This window comes from Chromohalobacter sarecensis, assembly GCF_023061135.1.
GTDB classification, from domain to species: Bacteria; Pseudomonadota; Gammaproteobacteria; order Pseudomonadales; family Halomonadaceae; genus Chromohalobacter; species Chromohalobacter sarecensis.
The window spans coordinates 482,110-507,072 of the sequence record NZ_JAKGAN010000001.1 but is presented as its reverse complement, the minus strand read 5'-3'; the positions used below and the strand labels follow the sequence as shown (position 1 = coordinate 507,072).

Genomic DNA, 24,963 nt, shown 5'->3' with positions numbered 1-24,963 from the left:
CGGCTCATGCTAGGGTGAGGCCAACTCATTTCTGGAGCAAGCGATGCCCCGCGTCACGCCCGAGCCATCCACGCCGCATCCAACGCCACAGCTCAACACCATGGCCATCGTCGCTTTTGCACTCAGCGTGCTGGGCATCTTCGTGCTGCCTAGTGTGCTAGGTGGCGTCGTCTGCGGTCACCTAGCTCGCCGACAGATCCGCCGCACGGGCGAGCAGGGCGATGCCTGGGCCCTGGCGGCACTCATCCTCGGTTATTTGCTGCTGCTACTATCGATTGCGGGTCTGTTGTTGTTCGGCGGCTTCATGATCACCATGTTCGGCGTGATGGCCCTCATGTAGGCGCTTCTCCAACCGACATCCAGCCTGGCACAGTGGTGCCTGCCGCGTAGCTGCGCTAAGCTTGCGCCCTCGTTCCGGAACCTCGCCGTATAGGATGCACGATGCTGGACTCGCTCCTCGACAACGACTTTTACAAGTTCACCATGCAAAGCGCGGTCATCAAGCGCTTTCCCTATGCGCGAGCTCGCTATGAGTTCATCAACCGGGGCGACCACACCTTCCCCGACGGCTTTGGCGAGCGACTGCGCGAGGCGGTGGACGCCATGGCAGAGTTGACGCTGACCCTCGAGGAAAAGCGCTACCTGGAACGCACCTGCCCCTATCTAGACCCGACCTATCTCGACTTCCTCTCGGGATTTCATTACGACCCTGGGGAGGTCGAGATCGTCCAGCAAGGCGAGCACTTCACGTTGCGCATCGAAGGGCTCTGGTACCGTACCATCCTCTGGGAAGTACCGTTGATGGCGCTGATTAGCGAGATCTGGTATCAGATGGGCGACGGTCAACGCGACTCGGATGCACTCATCGATACGCGCACCCGCGACAAGATCGAGCACTACAAGCGTCTGGGCCTCAAGATCGCCGAGTTCGGCACCCGTCGGCGCTACTCCTATGGCGTCCACGACCGCGTCGTGGCGTCGCTATGCCATCACGGGGGCGACACCTTTTCCGGCTCGAGCAACGTGCACCTGGCCATGCGTCATGGCGTCAAGCCGATCGGCACGCATGCTCACGAATGGTTCATGTTTCACGGCGCACGCTTCGGCTTCAAGATGGCCAACAGCCTGGCCTTGGAACACTGGGTGGATGTTTATCGCGGCGACCTAGGTATCGCGCTGACTGACACCTTCACCTCCGCCACCTTCTTCGACAGCTTCGACAAGAAGTTCGCCAAGCTCTTCGATGGTGTGCGCCACGATAGCGGTGATCCGCTCGAGTTCGCGGCCGCCACCATCGCGCATTACGAGCGCATGGGCATTGACCCGCGCACCAAGACCATCATCTTCTCCGATGCCTTGACCCCCGAGCGCGTAGAGCGCATCGACAACTTCTGCCGTGGACGCATTACCACCGCATTCGGCATCGGCACCAACTTCACCAACGATGTCGGTGTTACGCCAATGAACATGGTCATCAAGATGACCGAGGCGCGTCCGGAAGGGCAACACTGGATCCCGGTGATCAAGCTCTCAGATGTTCTCGAAAAGAACACCGGCGACCCCGACATGATCGAACTCGCCAAACGCGTCCTGGCCCTCTCTCGACGCGCCTGATTCACCATGGCGGCAAAAGACGACGGCGCGACACGCGCCGCCGCCAGATTGCCCGTCAGTCTTTGTTGAGGGCGCGATCCAGCGCCACCAAAGCCGATTGCCACGACGCCGCGTCAGCAGCGGCATCATAGCCCAACGGCAGATCGAACTCGTCGGCCTGAGCATCGGACTCGGGATTGCTGAAGCCATGCTTGGCCCCCGGATACTGCACCACGCGCACTTCGGCGCCCTGATCGCTTAGCGTCTTTGCCATCGACTCCAGCGCCTCCGGCTCGACCAGGCCGTCGGCCTCGCCATTATGAATCTGCACGATGCCATCGAAGGGCTGCGGGTCGGAGACCGCCTGTGTGGGGCTGCCGTGGAAACTGATCGCCGCCTCGATGGGCATGCCGGCCAGCGCCATGTTCATCACCACGCCGCCGCCGAAGCAATATCCCAATGCCGCCATGCGATCGCCACGTACGTAGGGCTCTTCCCGGAGCTTGGCCATGGCCGCCTCGAGACTCGCGCGCGCCGTGGGCCAATCGCTCATCACTCGCTTGGAAAACGCCTGCGCATCGTCGGGATGCTGGGCATTTTTACCTTCACCGTACATATCGACCGCCAAGGCGACGAAGCCCAGGGCCGCCAACTGATCGGCGCGTGACTTGGCGTAATCGTTGAGCCCCCACCATTCGTGCACCAGCAATACCGCCGGGCGTGGCTCCTCGTCGTTGACGTTACGTGCCAGATACCCCTGATACGTCTCCCCGCCAGTGGCGTATTCGAACGTCTCGCCGACGACCTTCGGGCCTTCCACGGTCTCCGCCCAGGCGCCGAGACTCAGCATGCTCAGCAAACAGGCCAGCAGAATTCGCATCATGTTTTTCTCCTTGGTTCTTACGCCGTGACAAGCTAACGCTCGGCGATGTGGCATACGCGGGTCAGGTAATTGCATATGTATTCATACGGGTTGTGGCGGCGCCTGATGCACGCGGTTACGGCCGTTGTGCTTGGCGGCATAGAGCCCCATGTCGGCACGATGCAGCAGCGACTCCACGCCCTCGCGGGATTGGCGTTCCGCCACGCCGAAACTTACCGAGAAGCTCAGCCATTCGCCGTGAAATTCGACTCGCACGCTTTCGAATTTCTTGCGTAGCCGTTCGGCCAGCAGCGCCGCGTCGTTCAACGATTGACCGGTGAGCATCAACGAGAACTCTTCCCCACCGATACGCCCAAACACATCGTGATCGCGCAACGCAGTACGGCATATCTCGCCCACACAAGCCAACACCAGATCGCCAGCCGCATGTCCCCAAGTGTCGTTGATCGTCTTGAAATGGTCGATATCGAAAATCACCAAGGACACGCGCTGAAACACATGATCGGCGGCTTCCAGGCCGCTACGCAAGCAACTCAAGTAGGCGCCACGATTGAGCGCCCCAGTGAGACTATCAGTTGTCGAAAGCTCATGCAGACGATGCTCGCGATGCTTGCGATCGGTAATGTCGCGGGCCACCGCTAGGATCCACTCGTAGCGCTCGCTGGCAGGATTCAAATAGGGTGAGCAGCAGGTCTCCAACCACACATAATGACCTAACCGGTGACGCATGCGGAGCTCCATGCGCAGCGGCTCGCCATGCCGCAAAGCATCGCGGATCAGGCGCTGCACGCGCGGCGCATCGTCCGGCGGCAACAACGCCAGCAGTCCGCGATCATGCAAGGTTTCAGGACGATGCCCCAGCAGGCCGCGAGTCGACGGCGACGCGAAGCGACATGCCCCCTCGGCGTCCATCAACAAGATGGCATCGCTGACGTTTTCGACGATAAAGCGATAACCGCGCTCACTGTCGACTTGCGCCTCAAGATGGGCCAGCGCCCCCTGGGTCTCGCTGATATCGGTCAGGGAGCCGATCAACTCGACCACCACGCCCGTAGCATCACGCTGCACCGCGATATCGTCTTGTATGTAGCAAACATGCCCCTCGGCGCACGCAATGCGGTAATACAGACGGATACGTGACTCACCTGCCGCCAGCGCCGCGAGCAGGTGCATCTCGACGTCGTGGGCATCATGCACATGCTCCAGCCACAAAGCAGGGGTGGACTGGAGTTGCGCCCGCGTGGCGCCAATCAGCGTCGCGAGATTATAGCTAACGTAGTACGGATCGCTGCGCCACCAGTCGGGACCGGTCGCATACAGGATGGCGGGAGAGCGCTCCAGCAGCGCATCGCAATCGCTGGAAAGCGTGGAGAAACCCTTCGCGGCCGGTATGTCCATAATGAGTCATCGCCCCACTTCACAGGCTTCGTGACGAATTCACACGACCGCTGACTCGGCAAAGACACCAGCGGGCTATCGCACTCCGGTGCGCCGCTGCGGCGGCGAGACCGGTGAGGCCTCCGGCTCGGCTTGCTCAACGGGTCGGCGATCATGCGTTTCGAGATAGGCCGACACCAGGGTGCGCAGCTCTTCAATGCTCAGCGCCACACGCTCGCAACGGGACTCTCCCGACCAAGCGACGTAGACGGCAGGCGTGTCGCGCGATTGATCGACACCGGTAATCTTTCCTTGGCGATTGCGGTGTCCGTCGCGCAGCATGACACCGACCAGCCGATGAGCCTGTTGCACAAAATCGCGCATGATGCCCGTTCCGTTGATGAGAAATGATGCATGCCTTTCGTAGTCTATCACAGGAAGGAGATAAACCCGACCATGACGTGATGATGGACTCATTATGGCACTTCTTCATTCTCTACAGGACAGGAACTGAGGCATCGTCACGAAAGTTGCAATGTGCCGATGGAATACGGTGCTGCCTTACCTTGAACATCGGCCGAGGGATATCGAATCTTGAGAGTCCCGGCAGAAAAAAGGCGCCCTGGGGCGCCTGATTTCCGGGCACCTGATGTACCCGATGAGATGCGAGAGCGAACGGACAACGATCGAGCGGAGCCGTGAGTGCGCGAGACGTGTATCCGGACGCTCCCACTCGGGGTGGTTACGTCACTGCTGCCGGCTTTACTTGGCCGCGTGCATTGCCAGTGCCGTATCCAGCATACGGTTGGAGAAGCCCCACTCGTTGTCGTACCACGCCATTACCTTGACCAAGCGGCCGTTGACGCGCGTGTGATTGGCGTCGAAGGTGGACGAGTTTGCATCATGGTTGAAATCGATCGACACCAGCGGCTGGGCATTGGAGGCCAGCACCGGCGATTTCTCGGCCGCCTTCTCAACGATGGCGTTGATTTCATCCCGAGTGGTGTCACGACCTGCGGTGAAGGAAAGGTCGACCAGCGACACGTTGATGACCGGCACACGGACCGCCAGACCGTCGAACTTGCCCTCGAGCTCGGGCAACACCCGGCCCACGGCCGCTGCAGCCCCCGTCTGGGTAGGAATCATCGACTGGGTCGCGCTACGCGCCCGGTAAGGATCCTTGTGATAGACGTCGGACAGGTTCTGATCGTTGGTGTAAGCATGCACCGTCGTCATCAAGCCGTTTTCAATGCCCACCGCGTCGTTGAGCGCCTTGGCGACCGGCGCCAAGCAATTGGTGGTGCAAGAGGCGTTGGAGACCACGCGATGCTCGCTGGTCAATACATCCTCGTTGACACCGAACACGACCATGGCGTCGGCGTCACCGCTGGGCGCAGAGATCAACACACGCTCGGCGCCAGCATCGATGTGCTTGGCCGCCGCGTCGCGCTTGGTGAAAAGGCCTGTGCACTCCATGACGAGATCGACATTCAACGACTTCCACGGCAAGGCGGCCGGCTCACGCTCGGACAATATGCGGATGCGGTCGCCATCGACGCTCAGCGACTCCTCATCGTGCCCCACCTCGAACATGAAATGGCCATGCACGCTATCATGCTTGAGTAGATGGGCGTTGAGCGACGGATCGCCCAAGTCATTGATGGCCACAACCTCGACGCGGTCGCGATAACCGTTTTCGTAGAGAGCCCGCAGGACGTTACGGCCGATACGCCCAAACCCATTGATTGCAATACGTAGCGTCATAATGGCTTCCTCTCTTGATGACTAGCTTTTTGATTAGCGTGAACCCAAGGATACGACAAGTACCTTTTGGAAGAATACTACAACTATTCCCGTAATTTGGCCAAAATACCCACGACCATCAAGGTATTTTTTGCTAAATTTACTTACATGATCACCCACCGCACTTGATGAGGTCCTGACATGACACTGAATCAGACCGTTGCCGACGTGACTCGCCGCATCGAAGAACGCTCCAAGGAACGCCGTGCGCTCTACGAAAAGCGCATGCACGATCAGTACAAGCGCGGGGTCCACCGCAGCGATCTCAGTTGCGGCAACCTTGCTCATGGCGTCGCCGCCTGCGGCAGCCAGGACAAGAATCAGCTCAAGCTGATGAACTCCGCCAACCTGGGCATCATCTCGGCCTACAACGACATGTTGTCGGCCCACCAGCCCCTGGAGACCTTCCCCGCCACCATCAAGGACGCCGCTCGCCAAATGGGCTCGACCGCCCAGTTCGCCGGTGGCGTCCCCGCCATGTGCGACGGCGTTACCCAAGGCCAGCCCGGTATGGAACTGTCGCTGTTCTCGCGCGATGTCATCGCCATGGCCACGGCAGTAGGCCTGTCGCACAACATGTTCGACGGTGCCCTCTATCTTGGGGTGTGTGACAAGATCGTCCCGGGGCTGTTCATTGCGGCGGCGCGTTTCGGCCACCTGCCGGCCACCTTCGTGCCCGCCGGCCCGATGCCCAGCGGCCTGCCCAACAAGGAAAAGGCCCGAGTCCGTCAGCTGTTTGCCGAAGGCAAGGCCACGCGTGAAGATCTGCTGGAAGCCGAATCGCAGTCCTATCATAGCCCTGGCACCTGCACCTTTTACGGCACCGCCAACTCCAACCAGTTGATGATGGAGATGATGGGCCTGCACCTACCGGGCACGTCGTTCGTCAACCCCGGCACCGAAATGCGCGAGGCGCTGACTCAGTTCGCCACCCAGCAGACGATTCGCAACACCGAACCGGGTGGCGATTACCGGCCTTTCTACAAGCAAATCGACGCGCGGGCCATCGTCAACGCCATCGTCGGCCTGCTCGCCTCGGGCGGCTCCACCAACCATACCCTGCACCTGGTGGCCATGGCCGCCGCTGCGGGGCTGACCCTGACCTGGGACGACTTCACCGACCTTTCCGCGGTGACGCCGAGTCTGATGCACGTCTATCCCAATGGCCAGGCGGACATCAATCACTTTCAGGCCGCAGGCGGCATGAGCTTCCTGTTCCGTGAACTGATCAAGGCCGGGCTCATCCACAGCGACATCCCGACCGCGTTCGGCACCGACATGACGGCGTACACCAAAGAGCCTTTCCTCGAGGACGGCGAACTGATCTGGCGCGAAGGTCCCGAGCAAAGCCTCGACGAAGACGTCCTGCGTCCGGTATCGAATCCCTTCTCCCCCACCGGCGGACTGACGGTGCTCGACGGCAATCTGGGGCGCGGCGTCATCAAGATCTCTGCCGTGCAGCCAGAACATCGCCTGGTCGAGGCACCGGTCCGGATCTTCGAGGATCAGGACGACCTCAAGAGCGCATTCGAAGCCGGCGAGCTAGACCGCGACGTCATCGCCGTCGTTCGCTTCCAGGGCCCTCAGGCCAATGGCATGCCCGAGCTGCACAAGCTCACGCCTTATCTCGGGGTCCTGCAAGATCGCGGCTACAAGGTCGCGCTGGTCACCGACGGCCGCATGTCCGGCGCCTCCGGCAAGGTGCCCGCCGCTATTCATATGACGCCCGAAGCTCTCGACGGCGGCCCCTTGGGCAAGTTGCGTGACGGCGATGTCGTGCGTCTCGACGCCGACAATGGCACCCTGGAAGTGAAGCTCGACGAACAGACCTGGGGAGAACGCAAACAGCGTGTCGGTGACCTCGACCACTACCACGTGGGGCTGGGACGCGAGCTCTTCGCCGGCTTCCGCCAGCTCGCCATGCGCGGCGAGGAAGGTTGCAGCGTACTGGGCGGATTCGAGGCCGATGACCTTGAGCGTCAGGGAGCGCAAATCCATAACGAGGATGCCTGAATGAGTCGACCTGCCTTGATTGGCGACATCGGCGGCACCAATGCCCGCTTTGCCTTGGTGACGCCGGGAGAGTTCGATCTGCAGGCCATTCGAACGCTTCCTTGTGCGCATTATCCGACCCTCTCCGAGGCGATTCGCGCCTATCTCGACGAGGTGGGTGCGGAAGTTCCCCACGAGGCTTGCCTCGCCTTCGCTTGCCCCGTACATAACGATGAAGTTCACATGACCAATAACGCCTGGTGCTTTTCCAAGCGCCAGGTCACCGAGGAGTTCGGTTTCGAGCTGTTCAAGGTCATCAACGACTTCACTGCACAAGCGCTCGGTGTCCCACACGTGGATGCCAAGGACTTGGTACCGCTGGGAGGAGGCGAGGCCGCGTCGGGCAGCGCCAGATTGATCTTCGGCCCCGGCACCGGCCTGGGCATGGCGGGTCTCTTTCCCGGTCAGCACGACTGGATTCCGCTGCCCACCGAGGGCGGACACGTATCCTTCGCGCCCACCGACGCGCATGAACGCGATCTGCTGGCGTACTTTCACCGGCATTACGGGCGCGTCTCGGTGGAGCGTATTCTCTGCGGGCAGGGCTTGCTGGATCTTTATCGTGCCAATGCGCATCTGGCCAAGCAGATTGCCCACTACAACACACCCGCCGAGGTCACCGGCGCGGCACGCGCCGGCGATCCACTGGCGCGTCAGTCCCTCGAACGCTTCCTCAAGATTCTCGGCGATGTCAGCGGCGATGCGGCCTTGATGCTCGGTGCGCGCGGCGGCGTCTATCTGTGTGGCGGTATCCTGCCGCGCCTGCTCGATTGGTTGCCCCACAGCCAATTCCATGACGCCTTCGCCGACAAAGGGCGCATGCACGCGTACACTGCTCACATTCCCGTGTGGGTGGTCACGGCACCCTGGAATGGGCTGCTGGGTGCCTGCGAAGCGTTACATAACGAGGAGGTAGCATGATTCCCGACTCCCTGCGTCAGTTGCTTGACGCGACTCAGGGGCAGCGCGAAGCCGAATGGCAAGGGCGCCGCGTACTGTTGTTCAACGCCGACTGGGGCGAATTGGCGGTCTCGCTGCAAGGCGCCCAGGTGCTGCACTATTTATCTGCGCCCGAAGCCGGGCGAACCACCGGTGCCCCATCGGTGTCCGGCACAGAGGATGGCTGGTTGTGGGTAACGCCCACACCGCAAACCTTGCCGGGCACCATACGCGGCGGCATCCCGGTATGTTGGCCATGGTTCGCCGACGAGTCGCCGGATGGTCGCGGCCCCATGCATGGCACTGCCCGCCAGGCCGAGTGGCGACTGGACGGAGTCGACGAGGAGGACGAGGGCGTCGAGGTGCACTTGTCGCCGACCACGCGCCTCGACGAACAACTCGCCCCCCGCGTGATGATCCACGCCAGCGCCCGGCGTCTGCATGTCGAACTGATTACCGAACACCACGGCGAAACGCCCGTGAAACTGACCGCAGCACTACATAGCTACCTGAGTGTCTCGCATACTCACCAATGTCGTGTCGAAGGCCTGGTTGGCGCGCGCTATCTGGACAAGCGCCAGGACTTCTCCGAGGCGCACCAGCAGGGTGAACTCGGCGTCCGCGGCCCGCTGGATCGCATCTACGAATCCAACCGTCCCCTCGTGCTCGATGACGGCACACGCCGCCTCAAGATCGCCAAACAAGGCAGCGATTCCACGGTGGTCTGGCATCCTGACGCTGAATTACCCGGCGACACACCCGCCGACATCGGGCATCGCTTCCTGTGCGTCGAGGCCGCCTGCACCCGTGTCGACCCTGTATGGCTGGTCCCCGGCGCCCAGCACCTCCTGGCCACCACTCTGACTCGTGAGGACATGCCGCAATGAGCGATGAGCTGACGTTCGACGTTCCTTTTGTACTGGGTATGATGCGCCTCCACGAGCGCCCCGAGCTGGCCGACGCCACGCGCCTGGCCGACTGGATCGAGACGCGCCTCGATGAAGGGCTCGATTGGTTCGATCACGCTGATATCTACGGCAATCGCGAGTGTGAACGCCTGTTCGGCGAAGCCTTGGCACGGCGTCCGTCGCTCAAGGCCCGCGTCAAGGTAATCACCAAGACCGATATCGTGCTGCCCGCTCGCGATACATCGCGTTTCGGCGTCAAGCATTACGATACCTCTCCCGAGTACCTGAACACGCAGATCGACGCTTCGCTGGAGCAACTGGGCGTCGAGCGCCTCGAGCATTTCCTGCTGCACCGTCCCGACCCGCTGCTCGATGCCCATGCCACTGCAGCCGCGCTGGATGCCGCCATCGACGCCGGCAAGATCGGCGCAGTGGGTGTTTCCAACTTCCTGCCTGAGCAGTGGCGTCGCCTGCAGGCCGCCATGCGCCACCCACTCGGGGCGCATCAGTTCGAATTGTCACTGGCACGTCCGGAAGTACTTTTCGATGGGTTCTATGATGCCGTGATCGCCGACGACCTCGCGCCCATGGCCTGGTCGCCGCTGGGGGGCGGGCTGGTCTTCGAGGATGTCCTGGGGAGTGCACTGGAAAGCTTCGCCAACGCCTTCGATTCGAGTACCGCCGGATTGGCACTGGCCTGGCTACGACGCCTGCCGGGGCATCCCGCCCCCGTCATCGGCACCCTCAAGGACAGCCGCATCCAAGCATTGCACCGCGACAGTAACCTGATGCTGGACCGTGCCACCTGGTTCGCACTGCTGGAAGAGGCACGCAGTCACCGTGTGGCCTAAACAGTGACTCGCATGCGGCTTTCGTCGAAGGCCCATTGTCGAGCCAAGGGTAAGCTGACACGATTCATCGATCCGACCCGCGTGGTCATGTTGCCCGATTCATGAAGAAGGATGACGCCATGTTCCAACTCACGCGCAGCGTCACCTGGCGCGCTCTCGAACGTCTCAATCGCGAGACCGCCAACGACCGCATCAGCGACTACTTCGTCGCCGACCCCAAGCGCTTCGACAAGATGAGCCTACGAGTCGGTGGCCTGTTCCTGGATTACTCCAAGCATCACATCTCCGATGCCGTGCTCGCCAAGTTGATCGAGCTCGCCGACCACTCGGCACTGGTGCAGCGTCGTGCGCAGATGTTTTCCGGCGACATCATCAATGTCACCGAAGACCGCCCGGTCCTGCACACCGCCTTGCGCCACCTCGGTGAAGAGCCGGTCTATGCCGACGGCAAGGACGTCATGCCCGAGATTCAGAGCACGCGCGAACAGATCAAGCGCTTCTCCGAAGAAGTACGCAGCGGCGATTGGAAGGGCTACAGCGGCAAGCGCATCAAGGACGTGGTCAATATCGGCATCGGCGGCTCGGACCTAGGGCCCAACATGGCTTGCCGCGCGTTGCTCAAGTACCGCCACAACGAGCTCAACTTCCACTTCGTTTCCAATGTCGACGGCGCGCACATTCAGAAGGTACTGAGAGCACTCGACCCGGCAACCACGCTGTTCATCGTCTCGACCAAGACTTTCTCTACCCAGGAGACGCTGCTCAACGCCAAGACCGCACGCCGCTGGTTCCTCGACCATGCCGGTGAAGACGCCGACGTCGGCGCGCATTTCATCGCCGCTTCGACCAACCGCAAGGCGGCAATGGAATTCGGCATTCGCGAGGAGAACGTCTTCGAATTCTGGGCCTGGGTCGGCGGGCGGTACTCGATGTGGTCGTCGATCGGGCTGCCCATCGCACTGTCCATCGGCTTCGAAGGGTTCATGGAACTCCTCGAGGGTGCCCATGAGATGGACCAACACTTCATCGAGGCACCGTTCGCCGAGAACATGCCGGTGCTCATGGCGTTGATCGGTATCTGGTACATCAATTTCACTGGCGCCGAAACGCAAGCCATCGTGCCCTACGACCAGGCGCTGCATCAGCTACCCTCGTTTCTACAGCAGCTCGACATGGAGTCCAACGGCAAGTCGGTGGATATCTTCGGCCAGCCGGTGAATTACAAGACCGGCCCCATCGTCTGGGGGCAAACCGGCTCCAACGGACAGCACGCGTTCTTTCAATTGCTGCACCAGGGCACGCGCTACGTACCCATCGACTTCATCGCCTCACTCAAGCCCGAGCCGGAGTTCGAGGATCATCACTTCGCCTTGCTCACCAATATGCTGGCGCAGGCCAATGCCTTCATGGAAGGAAGCCAGGACGATAGCCAGCTCGATCCCTACAGTTGCCCCGGCAATCGCCCCTCGAGCACCCTGTTGCTCGATGAGTTGACGCCCAAGAATTTGGGCGCGCTGATCGCGCTGTACGAACACAAAGTCTTCGTTCAGGGCGTAATCTGGAACATCAACTCCTTCGACCAATGGGGCGTGCAACTCGGCAAGCGCATTGCCGGCGAGATCAGCGAGCGCATCGACACCAATGCAGCAGATTTCGATGCCTCGACCCAAGGCTTGCTGTCGCTGGTGCGTGAGCACTTCCCGACCGCGACCCCCCAGAACAAGACAAAAGCGCGTGGCAAAAAAACCCAAGGGGGTGCGTCATGACACCACTGATTGCCTTCGGCGAAGCCCTCGTCGACATGCTCTCGAATCGTTTGGATGGCGCCGACACCACCACGCCCGAAACCTTTACGCCCTACGCGGGCGGCGCCCCGGCCAATGTCGCCGTGGCCTGCGCCCGCCTGGGGATGTCGAGTCGTTTCCTGGGTATGCTCGGCGAGGACCGCTTCGGCGATTTTCTCGTCGAGGAACTCGCGCGTCACGGTGTATCGGTCGAGGACATTCGCCGCACGCGCGAGGCGCGTACCGCTCTGGCATTCGTCTCGCGCGATGCCCAGGGCGAGCGGCGTTTCGACTTCTATCGCCCGCCCGCGGCGGATCTGCTTTACCGTCTCGAGCATTTGCCTGCAGGCATCTTCGCCGAGCCGACGATCCTGCACCTGTGCAGCAACAGCCTCACCGATGACGCCATCGCCGAGACCACGCTGAGCATCGCCGATATCGCTCGGCGCGGCGAGGCCTTGATCAGCGTAGATGCCAACCTGCGCCCGAACCTGTGGCCCGATACTCGCGTCGATATCGGCCGTGTCACCGCCCTGCTCGACCACGCGCATCTACTCAAGCTATCCCGCGAGGAGTTAGACCTACTGCGTGGCGATCATGACGCCGATACCTGGCTGCAATGGCGCCTGGCCGCTGGTGTGCGCCTGATCGTGATCACCGACGGGCCAGCCCCGGTCGTCGTGCATCGGCTTGGCAAGGTCATTCACGTCACACCGCCCGAGGTGACGGCCGTGGACACTACCGCTGGGGGGGATGCCTTCGTAGGCGGCCTGCTCGCACAACTGGCCGAGGCCGATGTCACCGCTGCCACACTCGGCGACTGGTGCCAGGACGAGGCCCGCTTGCGAGACGCCACCCAGCGTGCCTGTCGCTGCGGGGCTTTCGCCGTGACGCGCCCCGGCGCCTATACGGCACTGCCCACCCGCGACGACCTCGACGCCATGCGCTGAAATACAGCGAGCGCCCCCAGGAGCGCTCGTCATGCTTGTCGTCTCACTGAAGCTCACAGCAAGGCGTTGAATTGCTTGAGCCATTCAGGATGCGCTGGCCAGGCCGGGGCGCTGACCAAGCGACCACAGGTCACCGCCTGATCCGCCGCGAGATCGACGAATTCGCCGCCTGCCAGGCGCACCTCCGGCGCGCAGGCGGGATACGCCGAAACACGCCGCCCGGCAAGCGACATCGCAGCGGCAAGCAACTGGGCCCCGTGGCAGATCGAGGCAACGGGCTTGTCGGTCTCCATGAAGTGCCGCACGATGGCCAGCACGCGCTCATCGAGGCGCAGATACTCCGGGGCACGCCCGCCCGGTACCACCAGCGCATCGTAGCTTGATGCCTCGATCTCGGCGAAGCTGGCATTGACGATGAAGTGGTGGCCGGGCTTCTCGGAATAGGTCTGATCGCCCTCAAAATCGTGAATGGCCGTCTTGATGCTGTCACCCTTTTTCTTGTCCGGGCAGACCGCGTCGACGTCATGTCCCATCGCCTGGAGTGCCTGAAAGGGCACCATGATCTCGTAGTCCTCGACGAAATCACCGGCAATCACGAGTATTCTGGCCATGCGTTGAGCTCCTGCGCGAAGGTGGAAAACAGATTGGCTTTTACCCTTTCAGCGTAGTGCCTACTAGGCTGCCTCGCACATGGAAATGGCGCCACGCGCCCACACTCGATGGAGACCCAAGATGCATGGACTGCACCGCTTCGCCGCCCTGGCTCTCGTCGCCTGCTGGGCCAGTCTCGGGGTTATCGCCGGTGCGCATGCCGCCGCTCCCCAGCCCTTCGATGCTACCTACCACCTGCGCCTCGACGGCTGGCCGGATGCCGACGTCCATCATCGTCTCAGTCATCTTTCGGGGAACGACTGGCAAAGCGAGATGCGCGCCAGCATCCTCACCGCCGAGGGTTACGAGCGTGGCAAGTTCCGCCTCGACGGCGACGACCTGCAGGCCTGGCATTACGCCAGTGGCTATTCGCTATTCGGCATCGGGGAGCGTTACCACCTGTCGGCAAGCGATCTCGCCAAGTTGCCCGATCGCCAGAGCGCCTTGTTCCAATTATCTCGCGAGCTGGACGACGCCCCCTGTCAGGGTAGCGAATCCACGCCATGCGAACTGACGTATGCTGATCACAAAGGACGTACCGAGCATTTCGCATATCGCGTCGCGGCACCGCAAACGCTCAAGGTCCCGGCCGGCGAGTTCGAGGCGCGCTGGGTCGATGGGTGGAATCCGGAAAAGCCCGACCGCCGCCTGCGCCTAGCTTTTTCATCGACCACGCCCGGCTTGCTGATCAGCGTGGAATACTATCGTGACGGCGAGTTGACGAGTCGCATGGCGTTGACCGAGCTAAGGAAGCGCTGAATAAATCGTCGAGCAGAATGAAGCGCAAGGCGCCCGGAGCACAGAAGGCGAGACATAACATGTGGTTAGGTGAGCCTTCGAGCACCGCGTAACGCAGCGATTCGTCTGTGCAGACATTTATGCAGTGCTTGCCCAAGCCGATGAAAGCTGCTAACTCCCTATAAGCAAAAGCTTTTGCGCGCTCCACTCGACTCACATAGAGTGACCGCTTCCAAAGCGACTTACACTCCCAGGAGCGGGCATGCTGGCCGGACTTTTGTTGATACTGCTGCCTTTGATCGTAGGCTATCTGGTGCCGGTACGTCATAGCGGCGTGCTTGCCACGATCGACCGCGGCGTCAATGGCTCGGTCTACGTCATTTTGTTTCTGATGGGTGTCAGCTTGGCGGGGCTCGAGGACCTGCTCGGCCAGCTCTCGCAGATGAGCGGCCAAGCCGCGACCTTGTTCGCGATCATTACCCCGCTCAACCTGCTGGCGCTAGCCTGGCTGTCACGTCGCAGCCGCCTGCGCGCCGGACAGTCTCCCCGCCTCCCCGACGCCCCCACCAGCACCGGCGCGGCATTGCTGGGCTCGCTTTCGCTGGCCGGTGTGGTGGTCCTGGGAACGCTATGCGGCGTGGCAGCCAGTCATTGGAGCTCCGGGGTCGTACACGCCTGGGCGGAGCCACTCGCCGAATGGACGCTCTACCTGCTACTGGCACTGATCGGCTGTCAACTGCGCAACTCGGGCATGCCGCTCAAGCAGATCCTGCTCAATCGCCACGGCCTGGTCATCGCCATCAGCGTGGCGCTCAGCTCGCTGTTGGGTGGCCTGCTGGCCGCCCCGCTGCTCGATCTGCGCTGGAACGAAGGCCTCGCCATGGCCGCCGGTTTCGGCTGGTACTCACTTTCCGGGATTCTCATCGGCGACCAACTCGGGCCCGTGCTCGGCGGGGTGGCCTTCTTCAACGATCTGGCACGCGAACTGTTCGCCTTCCTGCTCATCCCGCTGGTCATTCATCGCGCCGCCCCGCTGGCCATCGGCTATGGCGGTGCCACGTCCATGGACTTCACCCTACCCGTCATTCAGCAGCACGGCGGCGTGGCCTGCGTGCCCATCGCCATCGTTAATGGCTTCCTGCTATCGCTACTCTCGCCACCGCTGATCCTGCTCTTGCTATCTTTCTGATCCCACTTGCGACCATGGCCCAACAGTCATGTCCAGACGATGATGCTAATCTCCGAAAACGTTACCGCTAACATTGCGGCATAACATAACAAGGAGATGGGGACACACATGCCGCGTCGTTCATCGGGTCGCGTCACGCTTCAGGATATCGCCGAACGCGTCGGCGTCAGCAAAGTCACGGTCTCGCGTTGCCTGCGCGAGCCGCAGCGCGTCTCCGAAACGGTGAGACTGCGCATCGAAGAGGCCATCGAGGTTCTGAATTACATCCCCAATCGCCAAGCCGGGGCGCTCTCCAGCGGGCGCAGTCTGAGCGTAGCCCTGCTGGTCCCGTCGATTTCCAACTCGGTGTTCTCCGAGGTCCAACGAGGCGTCGATGAAGGGCTGCGCGAGGCGGGCTATCAGGTACTCATGGGCCACACCGGGTACTCGATCCTCGAGGAGGAGCGGCTCATCGACACCTTCCTCGCCTACGGTGTCGATGGCTTCGTGCTCTCCAGTACCCGGCACACCGACTACGCTCATCGCCTGCTGAATCGTGCGCGCCTGCCGGTGGTGGAAACCATGGAGCTGACAGATAACCCGCTCGACATCAACGTCGGCCTCGATCAACGCGCGGCCGGTCGTGCCATCGGGGAAGCCTTGATCGCTGCCGGCTATCGGCGCATCGGGTTCTGCGGTGCACGGCTCGATTACCGAGTGCAGCAGCGGCTGGCCGGCTGGGAAGATGCATTGAAAGCAGCTGGGCTCTCGACGCAGCGCTGCCAGACGACGCCGCGCCCCTCGTCCTATCGACTCGGCGGGGAACTACTTTCAGCCATGCTCGAACGCTGGCCGGACATGGATGCCGTGTTCTGTTGTAACGATGACCTGGCGGCGGGCGCCTTGTTCGAATGCCAGCGGCGGCGTCTCGATGTCCCCGGGCAGTTGGCCCTCGCGGGCTTCAACGGCCTCGACATCACCGACGCGACCTGGCCAACGCTGACCACCGTGATCACGCCACGTCGTGCCATTGGTGAACAGGCCGCGCGTCTTCTCGTCGAGCGCTTGCAGGGGGCGCCGTGCGATCCTTCCTGCCATGACATGGGCTTCGAGATCGCCCTGCGTCAAAGCACCTGAGGCCACGCCACTCTCAAGCGGGCTGTTGGGCGCCGTGACGCGACACACCCTGCACGCTGAGGGCAACGACATCGTCCAGCGAGGCGTCGATGTTAACGGTAACAGCTTCGTCTTCTCCCGGCGCTTCGAGGGTGGCCAACTGACTATCGAGCATGGACTCGCCCTTGAAGAAATGATCCTGCCGCGCCTTCAGACGCTCCAGCAGCACCTCACGCGTACCGGCCAGATGCACGAAACACAGCGCGTCATCACCGCCGCGTAACACATCGCGATACTCGCGCTTGAGCGCCGAACAGCCGATTACCACGGTCTCCCGGTGATCGCGCCCTTCCCGTAACAGCTCGGACAAACGCGTCAACCACCCGGCACGATCATCGTCATTGAGCGGTTCCCCACGCGACATCTTGGCCACGCTAGTCGCCGAATGATAGTCGTCGCCGTCGATGAAACGCCCGTCGAGCGCCTCGGCCAGACGCTCGCCGACCGACGTCTTGCCGCAGCCCGATACACCCATGACGATGATTCGCCGCGTATTGCTCGTCACCTCGTTCATACTCATTTTTCCTCGTTTCTCTATTCGCCTTTCGGAGCATTGTTGCGGATGTAATGTTACCGGTAACATGCATTTTCCTAAATCCGACGCCAAGGCACAACGCGACCATCGCCGCATCCCTCGTTGCCGGTCGCGCCTCCAATAGAGGTTTCGTTCACATGGATAACGCCACCACCCTGCTCCTCTCCGCGCTGGGCGGCATCATATTGCTGTTGTATCTGGTCATGCGTCTGCGCCTACATGCCTTCGTCGCGCTGTTGACCGTCAGTCTGATCGTGGGTCTCACCACGGGCATGGATCTCGATGCCATTCTTCAATCCGTACAGGACGGCATGGGGGGAACGCTCGGTTTCGTCGCCACCGTCGTGGGTCTTGGTGCGATGTTCGGCAAGATGTTGGAAGTCTCCGGCGGGGTCGACCGCCTAGCCAGCACATTGCTCAATCGCTTCGGGGAAAACCGCTCACAATGGGCCATGGGGGTCACCGGCTTCCTGGTGGCGATTCCGGTCTTTCTGGATGTCGCCTTCATCATTCTGGTGCCGCTGGTCTATGCCCTGACGCGCCGCACCGGGCGCTCCCTGCTCTACTATGGTATCCCGCTCCTCGCCGGGCTTGCAGTTACCCATTCGTTCATTCCCCCGACGCCGGGGCCGATTGCCGTGGCGGAATTGATCGGCGCCGACCTGGGCTATGTCATCCTCTTCGGGGCGATGGCGGGCCTGCCGGCCATGATCATCGCGGGTCCCATCTTCGGGCGCTATATCGCCAAGCATATCGACGTTGGCATTCCCGATTACATGGAGCTGCCCAAGGATGAGATCGACAGCACCGGCCTGCCGAGCTTCAAGCTGATCCTCGCCATCATTCTGCTGCCGCTGGTGCTGATCGTGCTCAACACCGTTTCCGGCGCAGTGCTGCCCGACGATAATCCAATCGTCGCCGCCCTCGCGTTCGTGGGTCATCCCTTCGTGGCGCTGACGCTGGCGACACTGCTGTCGTTCGTGTTCCTGGGCACGCGCCGTGGCATGAGCCGCGAGAATGTCATGGAAGTCGCCACCAAGGCGCTCGAACCCGCTGGCATCATCATCCTCGTCACCGGTGCTGGCGGCGTCTTCAAGCAGATGCTGATCGACTCCGGGGTCGGCGATGTCATGGGCCAGATGATGGCCGATAGCGCGCTGCCGCCGATTCTGCTCGCCTTCCTGATCTCCACCGCCGTTCGCGTGGTACAAGGCTCCGCCACTGTGGCGATGATTACCGCCGCCGGGCTGATGGCGCCCTTGATCTCGACACTGGGCCTGGAAGGGCCGGTACTCGGCTTGATCGTGATCGCCATCGCCTCCGGCGCCACGGTGCTCAGTCACGTCAACGACTCCGGCTTCTGGCTGGTCAACCGTTACTTCGGCCTGACCGAGGCGCAGACCCTGAAAAGCTGGACGGTGATGGAGACCCTGATCGGGCTGGTGGGTCTGGTCATGGCGCTGATCATCGGGCTGTTCGTGTAATCCCGCCACGCACGTATAAAACTACGAAGGGGGCCATCACGGCCCCCTCTGTGTTTTTATACTGCCGTTTTTTATATCTTCCCGTCGCGTTCATCTCGATCACGGCCAAGGCTTACAGCTTATAAAGCCGGACCACGTCGTCGATACTCGCCAAGCGACGTTGCGCCAGTGCTTCCCCCAGCGCCTTGCCGCGATAGCCTTCCTCGAGCAACGCCTGCGCCTGAATCGCACTCGCGAACTGCCAAGCCTCACCCACACATTCGGCCAACGCCGGCGCTTCCAGCGCCAGATAACGCTGCAAGGGCTCGACACGTTCGGACCGCCTCCAGGCATCGATGGCATCGAACCAGGCCATCACGTCGGCACCCGTCAGCCCGACATCGTCGTCCTTCTGCCGCAACGTCCGGGTACGCGCTACCTGGCGAGACAGATCGCGCCACGCATTGGGCACGCGCAGGCGCTCGCACAGGGCCTCACGCGCATCATCGGCCAGGGCTTCGAGCAAGCGTGCCCAGCGCCACATCGCGGGGTCGTGGTTGGCGGGCAAGATCGCCATCGCGGCCTCGCCCTGCGCGAGATCGGCGTCGTCGTCCAGTTCCGGCATCCACACGGCCAGGGCCCCACACTCTTGCAGCGCCGTGAAATAGGCGATGGGGCGTGGTTCACCCAATGCCTTGACGGTCTCCTGCCAGACACGCTCGGCGACAAGGTGGCCGATTTCGCCGCTGTCGCACAGCCAGCGCATCAAGCGCTTCGTGTCATCGGCAATGACGAAGCCCAACTCGCGATAGCGCGCCCAGAAGCGCGCCGTGCGCAGCACACGCAAGGGGTCTTCGACGAACGCCTCGGAGACATGACGCAGCACGCGCGCCTCGAGATCCTGCGCACCCTGGAAAGGATCGACCAGATGCCCCGCAGCGTCTTCCGCCATGGCGTTGATGGTCAGGTCGCGGCGTACCAGGTCTTCCTCGAGGGTCACTTCAGGGCTGGCATGAACTACAAACCCGGTATACCCATGGCCCTGCTTGCGCTCGGTACGCGCCAGGGCATATTCCTCGTGGGTCACCGGGTGCAGGAAGACCGGAAAGTCGCGTCCTACGGGAATGAATCCCCGTGCGGTGAGTGCGTCCGGCGTAGCGCCGACCACGACCCAATCCTCGTCGGTGACCGGCCAGCCCAGGCGCGCATCGCGCACCGCACCGCCGACCCGGTAGACGGCGAAACCTTCGAGCACATCGCGCGGCTCGTTCATGAGCTCAGTGCTCGACCCGCTCGGGATGACGCGCGGCCCAGTCGGTGAAGCCGCCGTCCAGGCTATAGACATCGCTAAAGCCTTGGGCCGCCAGCCAGGTCGCCGCCTGCTGGCTGGAATGACCGTGATAACAGACCACGACCATCGGGCGTTCGCGCGGCGCCTGCTCGAACAATTCCGCCACGCTGGCATTGTCGAGGTGATGGCTGCCGGGAATATGACCCTGTGAGTAACTCAACGGGTCGCGGATATCGACCAGCGTCAGCTCATGGGCGCTGTCGAGCCATTCAGCCAACGTAGTCGGCGTAAGGTGGGTAAAGTTTGTCTCGTCGGACATGTAATCGCTCCTTGAGGGTAGACTCAACGCCGCGGATGGGCCGGCTCGACGTAGCGTTCGCCGCTTTCCAGATCGACCGCGGTCAGCTCGCTGCCCCACACGCAGCCGGTATCCAGCGCCAGGGCACGCACACGGGCGTCGGGGGTCTTGCCCTCAAGCGCCGCCCAGTGGCCGAAGACGATACGCGGGTCATCATGGCGCGGGTAGGTGAACCAGGGCGCGAAACCCTCGGGCGCACTATCCAGCCCTTCCTTGGCATCGAAGTCGAGCGTGCCGTCGGCGGCGATGAAGCGCATGCGCGTGAAGGTATTGACGATGACGCGCATGCGCTCGATGCCACGCAGGTCCTCCGACCAACGCGCCGGTGAATTGCCGTACATCGCCGCCAGGAAGTCACCCACCGCATCACCGCGCAGCACCGCCTCGACCTCGGCGGCATAATCGCTCGCCTGCGTCAGCGACCAATGTGGCAACAATCCGGCATGTACCATGACGGCGTCGAGCGCGGCATCATGCACCAACAGCGGCTGGCGACGCAGCCAATCGAGCAGCTCGTCGCGGTCATCAGCTTCGAGAATCGGTTGCAGCGTATCGGAACGCTTGAGCGGCGCATCGGCCCAGGCCGCCGCCAGCAGATGAAAATCGTGATTGCCCAGTACCACTCGGGCACTGTCGCCCAGCGCCTTCACGGCACGTAGACAATCAAGCGACCCCGGGCCACGGTTGACCAGGTCGCCCACCAGCCACAGGCGGTCGCGCTGCGGATCGAAGGCGATCCGCTCGAGCAGCGCCGCGAATTCTTCATGGCAACCCTGAAGGTCGCCGATGGCATATGTCGACATATTTCTCCCGACACTCAGTGTATCTGGTTGGGCCCCGCGAGACGGAAGGCCGCGATGGGGACCTCGAAGGCGCGCTGCTCGGTCGTGTCCAGGCAGGTGTAACTGCCTTCCATGACGCCCACCGGGCCATCGAGCACCGCGCGGCTGGTATAGCGAAAGCGCTGACCGGGGCCGATCAACGGCTGTTGCCCGACGACCCCCTTGCCACGCACTTCCTGCACCTTGCCACTGCTCTGGGTGATCTGCCAATGACGCGCCAACAGCTGGATCGAACGCATCGAGCGGTTGTGCACGGTAATCGTATAACTGAAGACATAACGCTGTTCGGCGGGGGCGGATTCACCTGCTTGGTAGGCGGGTTCGACCTCCACCTGGACATCGGCGGCCACTTCGCTCATGGCGTCGCTCCCGCAACATGATTGGCGATACGCACCAGTTCTTCGACGTTCAGCGTCTGCGGGCGCCGACCCGCATCGATCTCCAACGCGTCCCAAGCCACGTCGTCGAGACGCCCCTTGAAGTTGTTACGCAAAGTCTTGCGACGCTGACCGAAGGCCTCGCGCACGATGTCGCTGAACAGCGCTTCATCATGCGCGACATGCGGCGGCTCGGCGTGCGGCGCCAGACGCACGATCGCCGACTCGACCTTGGGGCGCGGCGTGAAGGCCTCCGGCGGGACCACGAACAGATTGTCCACGCGGCAATAATACTGCGCCATGACCGACAGGCGGCCCCATGCCGAGCTGCCCGGTGTCGCTGCCAGACGCTCGACGACTTCCCTTTGCAGCATGAAATGCATGTCGACGATGGCGTCGCGCGCCGTCAACAGATGGAAGATCAGCGGCGTGGAGATATTGTAGGGCAAGTTGCCGATGACACGTAGCGGCTTGCCGGGCGTCTCCCCTTCCGCGGCGAGAGCGGCAAAATCGAACTTGAGCGCGTCCCCTTCGTGGATGACGAACCCCGGATAATTGAAGAACTGCACACGCAGCCCCGGGATCAGGTCACGATCCAGCTCGATGACCTCCAGCACGCCGGCGGCATCTAGCAACGGCTCCGTCAACGCGCCTTGTCCGGGGCCGATTTCTATCAAGCGTTGGTCGGCCCGTGGTGCGATGGCGTGCACGATACGCGCGATGACGCCGGGGTCGCGTAAGAAGTTCTGGCCGAAGCGTTTACGGGCCTGGTGGACCGGGGGGCGATTGGACATGGAGGTGGCGTATTCCTTGGGGCAATCGGGCATTCATTCAGGTGCGGCATGGCCGCTGTGGGCCATCCTGGCGGCGACGTCGAGCGCCACCCGCAAGCTACCGGCGTCGGCCTGACCACTCGCGGCCAAGTCGAGCGCCGTACCGTGATCGACCGAGGTGCGAATCAGCGGCAGCCCCAGTGTCACGTTGGCGGCTTCGCCGAAACCGGCGTATTTCAGTACCGGCAAGCCTTGGTCGTGATACATGGCGAGTACGGCATCGGCGTGTTTCAGATGATGCGGTGTGAACAACGTATCGGCGGGCAAGGGACCGATAAGATCCAGCCCATCGCGACGTAGCTCGGCCAGCGCCGGCGCGATGATATCACGCTCTTCGACACCCAAGTGGCCGTCCTCGCCGGCGTGCGGATTGAGACCACAAACCAGGATACGCGGCCGCGCGATGCCGAAGTGGCGGCGTAGATCCGCGTCCAGAATCGTTGTCACGCGACGTAAACTCTCGGCATCGATGGCATCGGCCACCTCACGCAGGGGGAGATGCGTCGTCGCCAACGCCACGCGCAAGGGCGGTTCGGTGCGTTCGGTGGCCAGCATCATTACCACTTCCTCGACGCTACAGGCATCGCGCAAGTATTCAGTGTGGCCAGTGAAACCGGGATAGCCGCCCTCGATGATCGCGCCCTTGTGCAAAGGGGCGGTGACCATGGCATCGGCATGGCCATCACGACAGGCCACGATAGCGACATCCAGCGTTTCAAGCACATAGGCGGCATTGGCGGGGTCGAGCCGACCGGCCTCGGTGGGGGCTCGCAGCCGCACCGGCCATACCGGCAAAACACCGTCACGGGGCGCAGGTACCGGCGCCCCGTCGGCCAACGAGACGATGCGCACCGCCAGCGCCAGACGCGCGGCCCGCTCGGCCAGCAATTCGGGATCACCGATGGCGACGAGGCGCGTTTCGTGATCCGGCCAAGCCGCCGCCAGCGCCAGCGTCAAATCCGGGCCGATCCCCGCCGGCTCGCCGGTGGTCAATGCCAGCACCGGAGAAGACGTCATCACTGTTGGCCGTCTTCCAGGCGGTTATCGATGTACGCGCCGGAACGGATTTCCTGCGTCCAGGCTTCGAGTTCGTCGTTCACCTTGCGCTGGAACAGGGTCTGACGGACCTGTTCGCGCTGGGCATCACGCGTCACGTCTTTTTGGCGACGGTCTTCGAGCTCGATCACGTGATAACCGAAGCGCGAACGCACCGGCTGGGACAACTCGCCGACGTCCATGTCGTTCACGGCATCCTCGAACGACGGCACCATCTGCCCGGGACGCACCCAGCCCAGCTCGCCGCCATCGAGGGCACTGCCGTCGTCATCGCTGTACTGCTGCGCCATCTCGGCAAAGTTCTCGCCCCCCGCGATCCGCTGACGCACGTCTTCGGCCAGCGCTTGGGCCTGCTCGTCGTTACGGTTCGGGTTGGTGCCAATCAGGATATGACGCACCTGGTTCTCGGTAACCACCGTCTGCTGTTCGCCCTGGCCACCGCGCGTTTCGATGCGCTTGACCAGGTGGAAGCCGCTAGGGCTGCGTAGCGGCTGGCTGACCTCGCCGTCGGCGAGTTGGGGTACCACATCGGCAAAGATCGTCGGTAACTGGTCACCACGGCGCCAGCCCAAATCGCCGCCGGAACTCGCTCGCTCGCCCTCGGATTCGGCCGTGGCGAGCTGCTGAAAATCGGCGCCATCCTGTAGCTGGCGATACAAATCGCGCGCCTCGGTCTGTGCCTTTTCGACCTGCGCGGGCGTAGGCGACTGGGGTAGCGAGACGAGAATGTGCGCCAGATGATAGGCCGTGTTGGAAGAGTCACCCTGTTGATCGAGATAGCGCTCCACTTCGCGGTCGGTAATGTTGACGCGACTGGCAACCTGGCTCTGCTGCACCTGACGCAGCAGCATCTCGCGACGCACTTGTTCGCGCACCATCGCCAACGACATGCCATCTTGCTCGAGCGAGTCGGCGAATTCATCCATCGACATGTCGTTGTTCTCGGCGATTTCGCGCACGGCGGCATTGAGCTGCGTATCGTCGATGCTCACATTGGCGCGATCGGCCATCTGCAATTGGATCTGCTCGACGATCATGCGGTCGAGCACCTGACGGCGCAGGTCACCCTCGTCCGGCACGGGCACATTGCGACTGGCCATCTGCTTGCTCACCTGGGTGACACGATCCTCGAGCTGGCTCTGCATGATCGCGTCCTTGTTGACGACCGCCACGATGCGGTCCAGCGGCTGGGGTTGAGCCAGCGCTACCAGTGGCGTCAACGCCATCAGCAGCATGAAGCCCAGGGATGCGAACGATCTCAAGCGCATGAAGTCCTCTCTACGTTACTGTCTTGTCGCCGGCGCATGCCTGGACCGGCGGTGAATAGATGCCAAT

25 protein-coding genes are annotated in these 24,963 nt (G+C 62.3%); 12 read left to right on the top strand and 13 right to left on the bottom strand.

Annotation, left to right across the window (positions count from 1 at the left end; all coding sequences use genetic code 11):
• The first annotated feature begins 43 nt into the window (after window positions 1-43).
• Together L1071_RS02345 and pncB are read left to right on the top strand one after the other, a co-directional pair.
• The gene (locus L1071_RS02345; RefSeq protein WP_246968192.1) at window positions 44-340 is read left to right on the top strand and encodes a DUF4190 domain-containing protein; all 297 of its coding nucleotides are present in this window, start codon (window positions 44-46) and stop codon (window positions 338-340) included.
• A 101-nt stretch (window positions 341-441) separates the two neighbouring features.
• Window positions 442-1,614: a nicotinate phosphoribosyltransferase gene (gene pncB, locus L1071_RS02340; RefSeq protein WP_246968189.1), complete on the top strand. Its 1,173-nt coding sequence runs from the start codon at window positions 442-444 to the stop codon at window positions 1,612-1,614.
• A gap of 55 nt (window positions 1,615-1,669) precedes the next feature.
• On the opposite strand, the gene L1071_RS02335 is transcribed toward pncB, so the two are convergent.
• From L1071_RS02335 to gap, 4 genes are all read right to left on the bottom strand, one after another.
• Window positions 1,670-2,476: a dienelactone hydrolase family protein gene (locus L1071_RS02335; protein ID WP_246968185.1), complete on the bottom strand. Its 807-nt coding sequence runs from the start codon at window positions 2,474-2,476 to the stop codon at window positions 1,670-1,672.
• A gap of 81 nt (window positions 2,477-2,557) precedes the next feature.
• Window positions 2,558-3,874 (bottom strand): sensor domain-containing diguanylate cyclase, encoded by a 1,317-nt coding sequence (locus L1071_RS02330; RefSeq protein WP_246968182.1) that lies wholly within the window; start codon window positions 3,872-3,874, stop codon window positions 2,558-2,560.
• 75 nt (window positions 3,875-3,949) lie between these two features.
• Window positions 3,950-4,237 (bottom strand): hypothetical protein, encoded by a 288-nt coding sequence (locus L1071_RS02325; RefSeq protein WP_246968179.1) that lies wholly within the window; start codon window positions 4,235-4,237, stop codon window positions 3,950-3,952.
• Window positions 4,238-4,615: 378 nt separating this feature from the next.
• Complete coding sequence (gap, locus tag L1071_RS02320) at window positions 4,616-5,617, bottom strand: type I glyceraldehyde-3-phosphate dehydrogenase (RefSeq protein WP_246968177.1); 1,002 nt, start codon at window positions 5,615-5,617, stop codon at window positions 4,616-4,618.
• 180 nt (window positions 5,618-5,797) lie between these two features.
• Here gap and edd point away from each other — a divergent pair, with 180 nt between their 5' ends.
• The 6 genes from edd (at window position 5,798) to L1071_RS02290 (ending at window position 13,140) form a co-directional block, all read left to right on the top strand.
• Window positions 5,798-7,669: a phosphogluconate dehydratase gene (gene edd / locus L1071_RS02315; protein WP_246968174.1), complete on the top strand. Its 1,872-nt coding sequence runs from the start codon at window positions 5,798-5,800 to the stop codon at window positions 7,667-7,669.
• Window positions 7,670-8,629, top strand: a complete 960-nt coding sequence (glk, locus tag L1071_RS02310; protein ID WP_246968171.1) for a glucokinase — start codon at window positions 7,670-7,672, stop codon at window positions 8,627-8,629. It begins immediately after the preceding gene.
• Entirely contained in the window at window positions 8,626-9,534 is a 909-nt protein-coding gene (locus tag L1071_RS02305) for a D-hexose-6-phosphate mutarotase (protein ID WP_246968168.1), read from the top strand. Before glk ends, L1071_RS02305 begins: the two co-directional genes overlap by 4 nt.
• Window positions 9,531-10,406 (top strand): aldo/keto reductase, encoded by an 876-nt coding sequence (locus L1071_RS02300; RefSeq protein WP_246968164.1) that lies wholly within the window; start codon window positions 9,531-9,533, stop codon window positions 10,404-10,406. The genes L1071_RS02305 and L1071_RS02300 overlap by 4 nt, the downstream gene beginning before the upstream one ends.
• A 119-nt stretch (window positions 10,407-10,525) precedes the next feature.
• Window positions 10,526-12,172, top strand: coding sequence for a glucose-6-phosphate isomerase (gene pgi, locus L1071_RS02295; RefSeq protein ID WP_246968161.1), 1,647 nt, complete (start codon window positions 10,526-10,528; stop codon window positions 12,170-12,172).
• Window positions 12,169-13,140 carry a carbohydrate kinase family protein gene (locus L1071_RS02290; protein ID WP_246968158.1) on the top strand — a complete coding sequence of 324 codons (972 nt, stop codon included), beginning with the start codon at window positions 12,169-12,171 and terminating at the stop codon, window positions 13,138-13,140. The genes pgi and L1071_RS02290 overlap by 4 nt, the downstream gene beginning before the upstream one ends.
• Before the next feature lie 53 nt (window positions 13,141-13,193).
• Here L1071_RS02290 and L1071_RS02285 read toward each other — a convergent pair whose 3' ends face one another.
• Entirely contained in the window at window positions 13,194-13,751 is a 558-nt protein-coding gene (locus L1071_RS02285; RefSeq protein ID WP_246968155.1) for a DJ-1/PfpI family protein, read from the bottom strand.
• A gap of 121 nt (window positions 13,752-13,872) precedes the next feature.
• Here L1071_RS02285 and L1071_RS02280 point away from each other — a divergent pair, with 121 nt between their 5' ends.
• The 3 genes from L1071_RS02280 to L1071_RS02270 all read left to right on the top strand — a co-directional run bounded on the left by L1071_RS02280 (window position 13,873) and on the right by L1071_RS02270 (window position 16,834).
• Complete coding sequence (locus L1071_RS02280; protein ID WP_246968152.1) at window positions 13,873-14,550, top strand: hypothetical protein; 678 nt, start codon at window positions 13,873-13,875, stop codon at window positions 14,548-14,550.
• A gap of 241 nt (window positions 14,551-14,791) precedes the next feature.
• Window positions 14,792-15,718, top strand: a complete 927-nt coding sequence (locus L1071_RS02275; RefSeq protein ID WP_246968149.1) for a LysO family transporter — start codon at window positions 14,792-14,794, stop codon at window positions 15,716-15,718.
• Between the two features lie 108 nt (window positions 15,719-15,826).
• Window positions 15,827-16,834, top strand: a complete 1,008-nt coding sequence (locus L1071_RS02270; protein ID WP_246968147.1) for a LacI family DNA-binding transcriptional regulator — start codon at window positions 15,827-15,829, stop codon at window positions 16,832-16,834.
• A 13-nt stretch (window positions 16,835-16,847) separates the two neighbouring features.
• Here L1071_RS02270 and L1071_RS02265 read toward each other — a convergent pair whose 3' ends face one another.
• Window positions 16,848-17,387, bottom strand: coding sequence for a gluconokinase (locus L1071_RS02265; protein WP_281504403.1), 540 nt, complete (start codon window positions 17,385-17,387; stop codon window positions 16,848-16,850).
• A 158-nt stretch (window positions 17,388-17,545) separates the two neighbouring features.
• Here L1071_RS02265 and L1071_RS02260 point away from each other — a divergent pair, with 158 nt between their 5' ends.
• Window positions 17,546-18,892: a GntT/GntP/DsdX family permease gene (locus L1071_RS02260; RefSeq protein WP_246968145.1), complete on the top strand. Its 1,347-nt coding sequence runs from the start codon at window positions 17,546-17,548 to the stop codon at window positions 18,890-18,892.
• Window positions 18,893-19,004: 112 nt separating this feature from the next.
• On the opposite strand, the gene L1071_RS02255 is transcribed toward L1071_RS02260, so the two are convergent.
• The 7 genes from L1071_RS02255 to L1071_RS02225 are packed head-to-tail and all read right to left on the bottom strand — an operon-like array spanning window position 19,005 to window position 24,896.
• On the bottom strand, window positions 19,005-20,144 hold the full coding sequence (locus L1071_RS02255; protein ID WP_246968143.1) for a tRNA nucleotidyltransferase/poly(A) polymerase-related protein: 1,140 nt from the start codon (window positions 20,142-20,144) through the stop codon (window positions 19,005-19,007).
• 4 nt (window positions 20,145-20,148) lie between these two features.
• Window positions 20,149-20,481, bottom strand: a complete 333-nt coding sequence (gene glpE, locus L1071_RS02250; RefSeq protein ID WP_246968141.1) for a thiosulfate sulfurtransferase GlpE — start codon at window positions 20,479-20,481, stop codon at window positions 20,149-20,151.
• A gap of 23 nt (window positions 20,482-20,504) precedes the next feature.
• A complete protein-coding gene (locus L1071_RS02245) occupies window positions 20,505-21,323 on the bottom strand; it encodes a symmetrical bis(5'-nucleosyl)-tetraphosphatase (protein WP_246968139.1) in 819 nt (272 codons plus the stop codon).
• Window positions 21,324-21,337: 14 nt separating this feature from the next.
• Window positions 21,338-21,721: a Co2+/Mg2+ efflux protein ApaG gene (gene apaG / locus L1071_RS02240; RefSeq protein WP_246968137.1), complete on the bottom strand. Its 384-nt coding sequence runs from the start codon at window positions 21,719-21,721 to the stop codon at window positions 21,338-21,340.
• A complete protein-coding gene (rsmA, locus tag L1071_RS02235) occupies window positions 21,718-22,533 on the bottom strand; it encodes a 16S rRNA (adenine(1518)-N(6)/adenine(1519)-N(6))-dimethyltransferase RsmA (RefSeq protein ID WP_246968135.1) in 816 nt (271 codons plus the stop codon). Before rsmA ends, apaG begins: the two co-directional genes overlap by 4 nt.
• A gap of 33 nt (window positions 22,534-22,566) precedes the next feature.
• Window positions 22,567-23,589 (bottom strand): 4-hydroxythreonine-4-phosphate dehydrogenase PdxA, encoded by a 1,023-nt coding sequence (gene pdxA, locus L1071_RS02230; RefSeq protein ID WP_246968133.1) that lies wholly within the window; start codon window positions 23,587-23,589, stop codon window positions 22,567-22,569.
• Window positions 23,589-24,896: a peptidylprolyl isomerase gene (locus tag L1071_RS02225; protein WP_246968131.1), complete on the bottom strand. Its 1,308-nt coding sequence runs from the start codon at window positions 24,894-24,896 to the stop codon at window positions 23,589-23,591. The genes pdxA and L1071_RS02225 overlap by 1 nt, the downstream gene beginning before the upstream one ends.
• Window positions 24,897-24,963 lie beyond the last annotated feature (67 nt).